Below are 12573 nucleotides of genomic sequence, written 5' to 3' on the forward strand. Positions count from 1 at the left end.
CATATTTTCTCTGACGAGCAAATCAGTCGGGCTAAAGAGTTGTTGATATCTGGGGAGATGTGCCGCTCACAAATTATCAGGCAAGTGTTGAAAACCGATTCAGGAAAAATTTACCAGGTGGGGAGAAAGAAGTTGCTGGAGATAGAGGCTGGACTTGAAGCACAAGGGTATAAATGCCCCAAAATGTCTCAGGCGAAGAGAAAGCAGTTACAGGAACTTCACAGTTCGCGGTCTAATCCCTGGAGGCAAGAGGCCAGAGCTGGCTACTTGGCATGGAAGGAGAGGCAGGAGAGCCAATCCTAGGGAGGTTATCATTTCCTCCCAGGGGTTCATTGAGTCTGGCGTTTTCCTTCTTCAGGAAGAGGATGGTTTCCTCTAGGGAGTCAATCTTGGAGTAGGCTTCCTTGAGTTTTAATTCAAGTTCCCTAACTCTCTGATTACCGCTAATGTCAGAGGTCATTAGTTCTACTTCAGAGCTAACAGAAAGGTGTCCATAATAAGAGTCATTCATGTGGTCAGAATGTCCTAAAGACCATGACCGTTGTTTGGTCGTCAAACCAGCAATTGTGCCATGGTAATTTGCCAGATGGCGCAGGGCATGAGTTTGGGTGAAACCTTGACCGCCTACTTGAGTTATATACCGTAATAGAACAGTGTTCATTCTCCTAGAGACAATATCCTTAATGGTACTTGGTGGAGAGTCTGCTTTAGGAGTGCATTCGGGCATTGGTATTTCTGGACTTTTAATATCCAACAATTCAATGAGATTATCCTAATCTCATTGAATTGTTGGGGCAGATATTCGCCCTCCAGTTTTAATGGTTATCCAGTGGTGTCTTCCACTGTCATCAGTGACCCAAAACCCATCACCCAAAACTATAAGGTTTTCTAGGTTCTCTGGGTCATAGAGTGCCAGGAAAACCTTATCTCCTCTCTTGACAGGTTTGTCAAGATTGAGAATAGATTTAAATTCAGATGCCCTAAAACCGTAAATCAAGTTAAAGCAGAATGCCTTAAACCATGACCTACGTTTATCCAAAGCTTTCTGTTGTTTACCTGTTAACTCATAACCATTGAGTCCTAAAACCCTATCCCTGAAATCTAAAAAAGATTTAATGTCAATGGTTTGTTCCTTGTTTTTGGTGACTACTCGAATAGTTCCAAAGTGACTTGTTACCTTATCTAACTCAGCAGAAAGTTTGCAATCTCTCAGAAGCTTACAGCAAGCTGTGTAAGCATTTTTGAATCCTTTGGTTTTCTTCTGATGAAGTTCATTCCAATTGCGAGTAATCTCAGAGATGATGTTTTCCCCAGTAAGCCTAAGCTTGGGGTTTAGCTTCTTAAAATAGACCTGATAGGTCTTGCTGTAAATACTCAGAGTATTAGTCTGAAGTTTCTCATCACTCCTGTCCCTACCGCACTTGTCATAGCCTGAAAGATAGTTTTTCTTCACAATCTCAATGGCATCGCCAATAGTTAGGCAATCATCAACAAGGGTTTTAGTCCCTTTGATTTCTGACTCGTACCATTCCCAGAATTCGGACTCTGACTCAAGGGTTTTGAGTTTGTCCGAAACGGCGATCGCCTTAGCCAGAGCATTGACGCAACCATCGCGAGTAAAGTCTTCATTGCAACCATTATTAGCCGTTGTTGCCTTGGTAGCTGTCTTGAATCGGAGATACAACCGGTTACCGCTACTGACAATACGAACGCCCTTGGGGGTACTCTTCTGGCAAGCTTTAAGGTAAGACCTTACCAGTTCGTGGTCTACCTGCTTGGAGATGTCAATCTGATTAGAGTGAAAATACTCATTCACCAAGCTCCAGGTCTGTTTTACATAGGTGTCCATGTTCAACACCCTTTCAACACATTTTCAAGGTTCAGTGCGTGAAATATATGTAGAGGAAGGCTTTTAGCTATTCAAATGGCGTTAGCCCTAAGAAGTAGGTCAGGTTCAAGTCCTTTCATCCGCATTGCCTGAAAAACTGGCGGTAAAAGGTCTTTCACCTCCTCATCGCCAAGACAAGAGAACCTACAACCTAAAAACAACCTTTTTCAAGGTTACCCTATCAGGAGTGAATAGGTAAAGCTGGGTCATATTACAGGTGATTGAGGTTGTAGCACAAAAGAACTCCCCAGATTGGACTCGAACCAACATTCTATCGGTTAACAGCCGATCACTCTACCATTGAGCTACTAATGAAAACGCGATCGCTCTCCAGCCCCTTAGCTCGGTGAACCGTGCAAAGAGTGATGGGAGAAATATCATCAGAAAATAGCGCGTCGATCGCCTTTCCCAGATTTTCGATCGATTGTGACTCGGGATGAGATTCGTAGATGGAGTGAATGGCATCCACCCTATCCTTGGGTTGTTCCATTAACAGTCAGCCCCTGCGAAGCCCATGATAGCCTGCCTTGGGTCGCCAACAGATAGCATCCAACCGCGATCGCTACGGTTAGAGAATTAGTTTTGCTCTCTCACGACTACCGATATGCTGCGAGTTCCAGATCTAACTGTAGAAGACTCGTTGGCAACAGCAGAATAAGGCCATAAGCTAGAAACTTGCCTGAATGGGTAGTGGATTGAAAGGAGCAATGGGAGTATCTCAATTGAACAAAAATTACGTTAAACTCAGAAAGCATCAATGGGTTCACCTACCGTTGAATTGAGGAGTGTAGATTATGAAGCATTATTTACAAAAGATCCTAGGCGTAGGAGCGATCGCTCTCGGAACTGCCCTCGGAACGCTCAGTTTTAACCCCCAGCCCGCCCAAGCACAAGCCGCCTATGGCAGTTATATCGGTGTTGGGCCTGCTGTTGGTTTGGTTGAAGGGGGGAATGCTAACCGGCAAATTGCAGGAGTCATTGCCGTGCGCTACAAATTCCTAGAAATTCCCCTCTCCATGCGAGTACAAGGGTTTATTTTGGGTGGATCGGCAGCAGTCGTTCCCACCGTATCCTACGATTTTCCTCTCAACTGGCAAACCGATGCCTATATTGGTGCAGGCTATTCCTTTGCCAATGGGAATAATGTTTCACCCTTGGGCAATCAAAACGGCTTTGCCCTACAACCAGGGATTGATTACATGATTCCATCGAGTAATGCGGTGATTTTTGGTAATGCGGTCATTGCCTTCGATGCCTATCGAAACACAGGAGAAACTGCCGTTTCTCTGCAAGGGGGAATTGGGTTGAGATTTTAGTGGGGCCAAGTGTAGTGATACAATTCAATTGCATTACTATTACTTAAGTACAGGGGCTGGACGTGGTTCAAGCACCATTATCAAATTCATCTCAGGGGTTAGGGCGATCCCATAACCCCGCTACTCTCCCTAATGAATCCTCATTAGCGGTATGGCTCGATCGCCTCAGCGATCGGATTATTAACGGAAAACGGCTTACTCAAGAAGAAGCTCTGGAACTGACGCAAATTCAAGGTCAGGACAACATCCTCTTACTATGTGCCGCAGCCGATCGCGTGCGTCAAGAATGCTGTGGTAATGTGGTAGATCTGTGCAGTATCGGCAACGTTAAATCGGGTAGTTGTTCGGAAAACTGTGGCTTTTGTGCCCAGTCTGCTCACCATCCAGGCAAAGATTCCCCCATTTACGGACTCAAATCCACAGAAGAAATTTTAGCCCAAGCCAAAGCAGCCGCAGCCGCAGGCGCTAAACGGTTCTGTCTGGTGAGTCAGGGACGGGGGCCAAAATATAGCTCTCCCAAATCTCAAGAATTTGAACAGGTTTTAGAAACCGTTCGTCAAATTATTGACCAAACCGACATTAAGCCCTGTTGTGCCCTCGGTGAAGTCACCCCAGAACAAGCTCAGGCCCTTAAAGAGGCTGGAGTCACTCGCTATAACCATAACCTAGAAGCCTCTGAGGACTTTTTCCCCTCCATCGTCAGTACCCACCAATGGCGCGATCGCGTGGAAACGATCAAAAACCTCAAAGCCGTTGGCATTCAAGCCTGTGCTGGCGGTATTTTAGGCATGGGGGAAAGCTGGGAAGACCGGGTCAATTTAGCCCTCTCCCTCCGGGAATTAGACGTAGAATCTGTGCCCTTAAATCTACTGAATCCCCGCCAAGGAACGCCCTTAGGGGAACGTTCCCGACTCGATCCCTACGAAGCTCTGAAGGCGATCGCTATTTTCCGCCTTATCCTACCCGAACAAATCATCCGCTATGCCGGTGGACGGGAAACCGTCATGGGAGAACTGCAAGCCCTAGGACTGCAAGCTGGCATTAACGCCCTGCTCATTGGTCACTATCTCACCACCCTAGGACAACCTCCAGAAGCTGACCATCAAATGCTCGCTTCTTTAGGACTTGAAGGGGGAGAAGCCCCCATTCCTGGAGGGCATTGAAATCCAGCAATGTGATTCATTTAAATGAACTGTTGTGGGCATTTATTGGCCTGCTTCTTACCATTGGGGGAACCTTTTTAGAAGCCTTTATTGCCTCCCCCATGTGGTCTTTTCAAGACCATCTTTTATCCCTCCATTCCCTCGGTGTAACCTATCAGATTGGAGGCGTTTTATTAGTGGGGTGCATGGGAGGTAAAAAAGCCGGAGTTTTATCTCAAATCGGCTATTTAATCATGGGCTTAACCTGGTTTCCTGTATTTTCCCAAGGAGGAGGATTAGGTTATCTTAAAGAACCCTCCTTTGGCTATTTGCTCGGATTCATTCCTGGAGCATGGATTTGTGGTGTTTTGGCGTTTCGCTTCCCTCCACGCCTGGAATTCTTAGCCCTGAGTTGCCTGGGAGGATTAGTCAGTATTCATCTGACGGGTATCTTATATTTAAGTTTGACTGAGCTATTTTCCTGGACTCCAGAAAGCAGCCAACAGCTCTTAAATACAATTATACAATATTCTCTATTTCCCCTTCCCGGACAACTGGTTGTTGCTTGTGCAGCGACAGTCATTGCTTACCTCTTGCGCCATTTGATGTTTTATTAAATGAATAATACAGCTAACTTGCTCGATGAAATTCAAGAAAAATCCCTTATTTTGGATATTGGCGTTAATTAGTTTAATATTGGATCACCTAGCTAAGTTTTGGACGATCCAGAATTTTGAATTACATGAGAGTTGGCCGCTCATACCCGGTGTTTTTCATTTTACATACGTCCGCAATTATGGCGCTGCCTTTAGCTTATTTAGCGAAAATGGAGAATGGTTGCGTTGGCTATCCTTAGGGGTAAGTTTAGCTCTCATGGCTTTGGCCTGGTATGGGCCAAAAATGACACGCTGGGAACAGGCGGGTTATGGCTTTATTTTAGGAGGAGCTTTAGGCAATGGCATTGACCGGTTTGTGGCTGGGTATGTGGTGGATTTTCTCGATTTTCGATTGATTCGCTTTCCGGTCTTTAATTTAGCGGATGTCGCCATTAATATCGGTATTATTTGTTTGTTAATCGCTACAATTTATCCGGAAATGAGAACCAAGAAAAAGGCTTAATACCCAGAGCCAATCTTCCGGTATGGTGATTGGGTAAGTTCTATAGCAATTGATGCAGCTTTTGATAAAGGAAAACGTTTGATGCAAATTACCAATACCATCCACTTCCGAAACCTCAAAGGGGATATTTTTGGGGGGCTAACTGCCGCCGTCGTTGCCTTACCGATGGCCCTTGCTTTTGGAATTGCCTCCGGTGCTGGCGCTTCTGCGGGGTTATGGGGGGCGATCTTAATCGGATTTTTCGCGGCTTTATTTGGCGGTACTCCCAGCCTGATCTCCGAGCCTACCGGCCCGATGACGGTTATTGTGACAGCAGTAATTGCCGAATTAATGGCCAACAATCCAGATAGCCCAGAAACGGGTCTGGCCATGGCTTTTACCGTGGTGATGATGGCAGGAGTTTTTCAAATTCTCTTCGGTATCCTGCGACTGGGGAAGTATATTACAATGCTTCCCTATAACGTCATTTCGGGGTTTATGACCGGAATTGGTGTGATTCTGATTTTTCTGCAAATTGCCCCGTTTATCGGTCAACAAACCCCACCAGGAGGGGTTCTTGGGGTAATTAAAGCATTCCCTGATTTAATTTCTAATATCAGTCCCTGGGAAACCTTTTTAGGATGGATTACTTTAGGAATTTTGTTCTTTTATCCCACACAACTGAAAAAACTCATGCCGCCTCAACTGGTGGCTTTGGTGATTGGAACGGGCATCTCTTTGATGTTTTTTAGAGATATTGATATCCGCACGATCGCCACTATTGGAGAAATCACTCCCGGTTTGCCGGAACTGCACATGCCGACATTTACCCCAGGCACTTTGCGGTTAATGTTTGTGAATGCGATGGTTTTAGGTATGGTTGGCTCCATTGATTGCCTCTTGACCTGTTTAGTCTCGGATAGTTTGACTCGGACTGAACATAAATCCAATAAGGAATTAATCGGTCAAGGGGTTGCCAATTTAATTACCGGTTTATGTGGGGGCATTGCGGGTTCTGGGGCAACAACGGCCACTGTGGTCAGTATTCAAGCTGGGGGACGGACTGCTTTAGCGGGAATTAGTCGCGCCTTAGCCTTATTAATTGTGGTGTTATGGGCAGCCCCGTTAACTTCAGGAATTCCTTTAGCTGTTTTAGCCGGAATCGTCTTAAAAGTGGGGATTGATATTATTGATTGGGGCTTCCTAAAACGGGTTCATACAATTTCTTGGAAGGCTGCTGGAATTGTTTATAGTGTGGTTCTTCTGACGGTGTTCGTGGATTTAATGGTGGCGGTAGCGGTGGGCGTTTTCATCGCCAATATTTTAACCATTGAACGTCTGGATGAACTGCAATCTCAGTCTGTCAAAGCGATTACTGATGCCGACGATCAAATCGTAATGAGTCAGGAAGAAAAGGGAATTTTAGATGCGGCTAATGGTCGGGTTTTGCTGTTCCATTTGAGCGGGCCGATGATTTTTGGGGTAGCGAAAGCGATTTCCAGAGAACATGGTGCGATTGGGAGTTATGATGTGTTGATTGTCGATTTGAGTGAAGTGCCGATTCTTGGTGTTACTTCTTCTTTGGCGATCGAAAATGCGATCCAAGAGGCGATCGATGATGGACGAGATGTGATTGTAGTTGGAGCAACCGGAAAGGTGAAACGTCGTTTAGAAAAGCTCGGTATTGCTGGCTTAATTCCCGGCGATCGCTGGATGGGCGATCGCCTAACCGCCCTGAAGGAAGGTTTACACATAGTCCGGCAAAAACAAGCCTCGAATACCATTTCTCTTTAATACTCCCTATCGATTCTGGGGAAAGCAAGGGGCCCCCAGCCCCTTATTTGGGCTTGAGGGTCTTGATTAAAAAGTAGAACCCAATGGTTAGAGCGAGGATGATGGAAGAAATACCGAATAGAACGAGGGGATGGAACTTACTGATATCGAGGATAATCACTTTGCGGGCGATCGCCACCATGGCCACCAGGAAAATGATTTCCACATGGATGACTTCTTCTTCCAGATAGACTTTAGTGGCTTCAATCAGTTCTAAGCCAATGATAATCAATAAAAAATAATCAAATATTTTTAGAATTTCTTGGATATTGAGCAATAAGAAATGAGGCTTGTTTTGCATTTGCTCAAATAATATAAAACCTAATTCGATCGTACCTAAAAAAACAACAAAAACCAGCATTAACAACAAAAAGAAGGCAATAAGACGTTCAAACGTCTCTAAAAACTTCTTCATGATTTTAATCAATCGATTCATACTCTCCTCTTAAAGATAGTCAGGTTTAAAGTTGTTAACGGGTAGACTCAGAGTTATTGCAGGAGATGATGGCCCTAGGTATAAAGAATCGAGAACTTTTAGCTAGAGAGAAACATCAGTTAAATTAGAGAGAGTCGTATCTCCTCCGAACTGATTTAACTAAGGCAACCTATGAGTTCTCAACCTCCTGGCCCTCCGAATAACCTTCTGGGTACACTGACCCAAGTCGCGCAAACGATCCAAGCAAAAGTTCAACTTGCACAACTGGCCCTGAAACCAAAGGCCCGGGTGGCTAAACTGATGGTGGAGGAGACGGAAGGAGAAGCGCCCGAGGAATATCCCCTATTGGGCGATCGCATTCTAATTGGACGCTCTTCAAAATCCTGCGATATTGTGATTCGGAACCCGGTCGTGAGCCAGATCCATTGTTCCTTGATTCGGGACTCAAAACAAGGGTTTACGATTAAAGACGAGGGGGCAACGAATGGTATCTATCGGGGGCGGCGAAAAGTGCCGGAAATGCGCCTTTATCATGGCGCTCTCCTGACGCTGGGCCCCCCAGAATTACAAGCTTCGGTTACCCTGCGCTATACCAATCCCCCCCCTTGGCCGATTCAGGTGCTGCGCTATAGTGCCTATGGGTTGGGAGGTTTAACCGCTTTGCTGACGCTCGCCATTTTAATGGAATGGCAAAAAGTTAATATTTCTCCTTTGCCTCGCAATATTCAAGGACCGGTGATTGTGTATGCACGGGATAATGAAACCCCACTCGTGCCTCCCACCAATCAAGCTCACTTAGAACTCCCTCGCCTTTCTGAGTTTTCCCCCCATCTGGCTAAAGCTCTGATTGCTTCGGAAGATAGCCGCTTTTATTGGCATTTTGGGGTCGATCCTATTGGTACACTTCGGGCGATTCGAGCGAATTTGAGAGGGGGAGGAATTCAACAAGGGGGAAGCACCATTACCCAACAGTTGGCTCGCAGTTTGTTTCGGGAGTATGTGGGTACATCTGATACAGCCGGTCGTAAGCTGCGGGAGGCGATCGTCGCTCTGAAATTAGAGACCTTTTATAGTAAGGATACCTTGCTCCTCACCTATCTGAATCGGATTTTTATTGGGGGTGCAAACTATGGTTTTGAAGATGCGGCGCAGTATTATTTGGGTAAGTCAGCCAGGGATCTCACCCTTTCTGAAGCAGCAACTTTAGTGGGAATGTTACCGGCTCCCAATAGTTTTAATCCGATTCGAGATTATCAGGCAGCGATTCGTCAACGGGATGGGGTGTTGTATCGGATGGAAAAATTGGGGATGATTTCCGTAGAGGAAGCGAACCGAGCGAGGCGATCGCGCATTCAAGTTAACCCCAAGGCCCTAGAACAGTTTAATCGCTCTATTGCTCCCTATTTCCATGATTATGTGTTTATGGAATTGGAGGAATTATTAGGTACAGGTTTGGCGCGAGAGGGCAATTTTATTATTGAAACCGGTTTAGATCCGCAGATGCAAGAAATTGCCGAGCAAAATCTGGAACAGGCGATCGCCACCACCGGCGAAAATTTTAATTTTGACCAGGGCGCGCTGGTTACCCTCGATAGTCAAACCGGAGAAATTCTAGCCTTATCCGGCGGTAAAAATTATCGCGAGAGTCAATTTAATCGGGCTGTGCAAGCCTATCGTCAACCTGGATCGACCTTTAAAGTATTTGCCTATGCTGCTGCTCTAGAAGAGGGCATTTCCCCTTGGAAAACCTATTCCTGCGCCCCTTTTACTTGGCAAGGTCAATCCTATAGGGGCTGCGAGCGCAGTGGCGGGGAGATCGATATGGCCGTGTCCATGGCCCAATCGGAAAATTCGGTGGCTCTGCGTATCGCTCAGGATGCGGGATTAAATGATGTGGTGCGTATGGCTCGGATGTTGGGTATCAATGCTGACTTAAAGGCGGTTCCTGGTTTAATCCTGGGACAAAGTGAAGTTACCCCCCTAGAAATGACCGGTGCATTTGCTGTTTTTGGCAATTCTGGAGTATACCATCGCCCCCATGCTATTCGCCGCATTCTGGACAGTAGTGACTGTGCTGTACCTAATCAAATGGATACCTGTCGGGTGATTTATGATTATGCCCAAGATCCGAAAGAGAATTACTCCGTACTTTCCCCGGAAGTCGCGAAAACCATGACTGCGTTGTTACAAGGAGTGGTGAGTCAGGGCACTGGAGGTAATGCGTATTTGGGATGGGGAGAAGCAGGAAAAACGGGAACAACCAATAATGGGGTGGATCTGTGGTTTGTTGGCTATATTCCTAGTCGCAGTTGGGTGACGGGGATTTGGTTAGGAAATGATGATAATACACCGACCTATGGCAGTAGCGCTCAAGCAGCTCAGGTTTGGGGGGATTATATGGGGGATTTGATGGATTGACAGACTCGCCTGGCTTGTTGATTGCGATCGATTATCGGCGATCATGAGAATTATTGAGTTAAGTCAATAAAAATTAACAATAAAGCCTGAATTCTTCATACAGGACAGGGTATGATATCTGCAACTAAAATCCAGCATTTATAGTTCCAACAATGCTCTGTATTGAGTAGCGAGTTGTTTTCTCGGTTCTGGCTCCCCACTAGAATTGTGAGAATTTTGTAAAATAAATTTACATCAGCACATTAATAACCCATCCATGACCACCCAATTTAGTGCCACTCAATCGGTTAACCTCAATGTTCCGCCCCAACCGATTCCCATTCAGCATTATCTACGGCAACCCAAACGTCTCGTTAATGCCTTAACTGCTGAAAGTCAAATTGAACACTTAAGTGACGAAATTTTTCGGCTGAAAATGCGTCCTTTGACGTTTATGATGTTTACCTTCCAACCGACGGTAGACCTCAAGGTTTGGGCAGATGCTCACGGAAATGTACAATTGCAATCGGTCAATTGTCACATTCGAGGTATTGAATATATTAATCAACGGTTTCATCTAGACTTAAAAGGTAAACTTTGCCCTCAACAATGTGGCGATCGCACAACTCTTCATGGAAAAGCCAATTTAGTCGTGCAAGTAGAACTGCCACCCCCCTTGAATCTCACCCCACCTTATATCATGGAAAATACGGGGAATGGATTACTCGGAAGTGTCCTTTTAACCATTAAACAGCGTTTGATGCATCAACTGCTGTGGGATTATCGCCACTGGGTACAGAATAGCCAATCCTTGGATAATCCTCAGCCATCCAATGCTGCCAACTTAGAAGCCTTGGTTAACCCCAATCAGGCTTAGTCCTCCTGATGAGAATAGGGGGATCGCTGATTACCTATTATTAACGGGAAACGTCGATCGCTTTAGGGCTAAGATAATGGTACGAACACTTAGGGGCATCTTCAAAGATGAAACTTTATCCAGAAGCTCAGACCCATCTCTCCAGTTTTAGCCAGGCTTGGCGCGCTCTCTCTCTTCATTATCTTACCCCTTGTGTCCTCTTGGCCCTCGGAACCGCCAGCAATATCATTTATGCCCATGTTCCTCTCGTCGCTTTTGCTGCTATGAGTGGGGTGATATTACAGAAGCGAAAGGCGATCGCCATTTCAGCGATGATTTGGTCGATCAATCAACTCATTGGCTTTGCTATCCGAGGGTATCCCCTCTCTGGAAGTGCCTTCACCTGGGGGGCGCTTATGGGAATAGGAACCCTCAGCGTTGCCTTCTTTGCCAGTCAAAAACCGACCTTTAGCCAGCATACTTGGGTTGGTCATCTCCTCTGGAATTTGATTGCCCTTATTGGTGGTTTTGTTCTGTATCAAGGTCTGATTTTATTGGCCTATCCTCTGCTCAGTGACGGTCATTTTATGGACTCGGCGATCGTTTGGCGATTATTTGTCAAACAAATGACTTGGGGAGGAGCGATCGCTCTTGGGTACAACCTCTTACTCTGGCGTACCCAAAATGTTACCTTATCCAAAACTCATCCGCAATAAACGGCTCAGAAAAATGACACACTTTTCCCCTTGGGTAACTCCCCTGAACCATCGAACCGTTGAACCCCTCTATGGAGGACACCAGATCGAATATGAAGACTTGCCTTGCACCATCGATGTTACTGGGCCTCTACTCTACACCCTATTTCAAGAGCGCTGGCAAGACGTGCAAATTGGTCATGTTGTCGAAGGAAGTGTCTTAGAACTCGAATTTACCGAAGCACCCAAAATCTGTATTCTCTATGATGGCTATCTTACCGTCGTCACCCAAGCCTGGCACTTGCATCTGTGTCTCGAAGAACACCTAGGCGGCCCCCTGTGCAAAACGCCCCCAGAACTGCGCCAACAACGACTCATTCAGCGAGCCTCACTGTACCGTCGCCTGAATGAAAAGGGACAACCCCGCAGTTGGGGGATTCAGTTTTGGAATGGGGCGGGAGAAAAAATGATGAATTTATTTTTACCCAATCCATTTTTAGGGGAAGATGAAGACCTTTTACCCCTGGGTAAACCTCAGTTAGAAAAGCTAAGTTTGTACGAAGAATTACGCCAGATTTATGTGTTAGGAAATCAACCCATTCCCTACAACCACAACCCCCTGAAACGTCCTTACCTTTCTGTCTGTCGCTCCAGTCGCTGCTACCCCTCGCGCCAGTGGAAACCCATTTATGACGCTCTCCAGCAAGCCGTAGAAGAAACCGGTACTGAGGTCACGGTTATGAATGCTGGCTGCTTAGAGGTCTGTAAACTTGGCCCCGTCGTCTTTTACTCTGGAGATAGAACCTGGTACACCCGCGTTACCCCAGAGGTGGCCAAGCAAATTGTCCAAGACCATGTTATTGAGGGTAACCCAGTCTCTAAACATCTCTATCCGCCGAACTAATTGAAACT

At 45.9% G+C, this 12573-nt stretch carries 12 protein-coding genes, 1 tRNA gene and 1 pseudogene; 9 read left to right on the forward strand and 5 right to left on the reverse strand.

Going from position 1 to position 12573, the window contains the following annotated elements; translation table 11 throughout:
- Positions 1–232: 232 nt before the first annotated feature.
- The 4 genes from PN466_RS04855 to PN466_RS04870 all read right to left on the reverse strand — a co-directional run bounded on the left by PN466_RS04855 (position 233) and on the right by PN466_RS04870 (position 2378).
- Positions 233–661: a hypothetical protein gene (locus tag PN466_RS04855; RefSeq protein WP_271937426.1), complete on the reverse strand. Its 429-nt coding sequence runs from the start codon at positions 659–661 to the stop codon at positions 233–235.
- A gap of 117 nt (positions 662–778) precedes the next feature.
- Positions 779–1849, reverse strand: coding sequence for a hypothetical protein (locus tag PN466_RS04860; RefSeq protein ID WP_271937428.1), 1071 nt, complete (start codon positions 1847–1849; stop codon positions 779–781).
- Between the two features lie 282 nt (positions 1850–2131).
- Positions 2132–2203, reverse strand: a tRNA-Asn gene (locus PN466_RS04865).
- The gene (locus PN466_RS04870; protein ID WP_271937429.1) at positions 2178–2378 is read right to left on the reverse strand and encodes a 3'-5' exonuclease; all 201 of its coding nucleotides are present in this window, start codon (positions 2376–2378) and stop codon (positions 2178–2180) included. The genes PN466_RS04865 and PN466_RS04870 overlap by 26 nt, the downstream gene beginning before the upstream one ends.
- 304 nt (positions 2379–2682) lie before the next feature.
- Here PN466_RS04870 and PN466_RS04875 point away from each other — a divergent pair, with 304 nt between their 5' ends.
- The 5 genes and pseudogenes from PN466_RS04875 to bicA all read left to right on the forward strand — a co-directional run bounded on the left by PN466_RS04875 (position 2683) and on the right by bicA (position 7238).
- Positions 2683–3204 carry a hypothetical protein gene (locus tag PN466_RS04875; RefSeq protein ID WP_271937430.1) on the forward strand — a complete coding sequence of 174 codons (522 nt, stop codon included), beginning with the start codon at positions 2683–2685 and terminating at the stop codon, positions 3202–3204.
- A gap of 170 nt (positions 3205–3374) precedes the next feature.
- Positions 3375–4367, forward strand: a pseudogene (gene bioB / locus PN466_RS04880) (biotin synthase BioB); the annotation flags it as partial.
- A complete protein-coding gene (locus PN466_RS04885; protein ID WP_278002991.1) occupies positions 4364–4963 on the forward strand; it encodes a biotin transporter BioY in 600 nt (199 codons plus the stop codon). The pseudogene bioB and the gene PN466_RS04885, both read left to right, overlap by 4 nt.
- 25 nt (positions 4964–4988) lie before the next feature.
- Complete coding sequence (gene lspA / locus PN466_RS04890) at positions 4989–5465, forward strand: signal peptidase II (protein ID WP_271937433.1); 477 nt, start codon at positions 4989–4991, stop codon at positions 5463–5465.
- Positions 5466–5546: 81 nt separating this feature from the next.
- Positions 5547–7238, forward strand: coding sequence for a bicarbonate transporter BicA (bicA, locus tag PN466_RS04895; protein ID WP_271937435.1), 1692 nt, complete (start codon positions 5547–5549; stop codon positions 7236–7238).
- 43 nt (positions 7239–7281) lie between these two features.
- Here bicA and PN466_RS04900 read toward each other — a convergent pair whose 3' ends face one another.
- Complete coding sequence (locus tag PN466_RS04900; RefSeq protein WP_271937437.1) at positions 7282–7713, reverse strand: phosphate-starvation-inducible PsiE family protein; 432 nt, start codon at positions 7711–7713, stop codon at positions 7282–7284.
- 171 nt (positions 7714–7884) lie between these two features.
- On the opposite strand from PN466_RS04900, the gene PN466_RS04905 reads away from it, so the two are divergent.
- The 4 genes from PN466_RS04905 (at position 7885) to PN466_RS04920 (ending at position 12565) form a co-directional block, all read left to right on the forward strand.
- On the forward strand, positions 7885–10131 hold the full coding sequence (locus PN466_RS04905; protein WP_271937438.1) for a transglycosylase domain-containing protein: 2247 nt from the start codon (positions 7885–7887) through the stop codon (positions 10129–10131).
- Positions 10132–10387: 256 nt separating this feature from the next.
- Complete coding sequence (locus PN466_RS04910) at positions 10388–10987, forward strand: DUF1997 domain-containing protein (protein ID WP_271937439.1); 600 nt, start codon at positions 10388–10390, stop codon at positions 10985–10987.
- A gap of 107 nt (positions 10988–11094) precedes the next feature.
- On the forward strand, positions 11095–11682 hold the full coding sequence (locus PN466_RS04915) for a hypothetical protein (RefSeq protein ID WP_271937441.1): 588 nt from the start codon (positions 11095–11097) through the stop codon (positions 11680–11682).
- Between the two features lie 13 nt (positions 11683–11695).
- Complete coding sequence (locus tag PN466_RS04920; protein WP_278002993.1) at positions 11696–12565, forward strand: (2Fe-2S) ferredoxin domain-containing protein; 870 nt, start codon at positions 11696–11698, stop codon at positions 12563–12565.
- Positions 12566–12573 lie beyond the last annotated feature (8 nt).

Origin of the sequence: Roseofilum reptotaenium CS-1145 (assembly GCF_028330985.1) — a bacterium.
Lineage (GTDB): Bacteria > Cyanobacteriota > Cyanobacteriia > Cyanobacteriales > Desertifilaceae > Roseofilum > Roseofilum reptotaenium.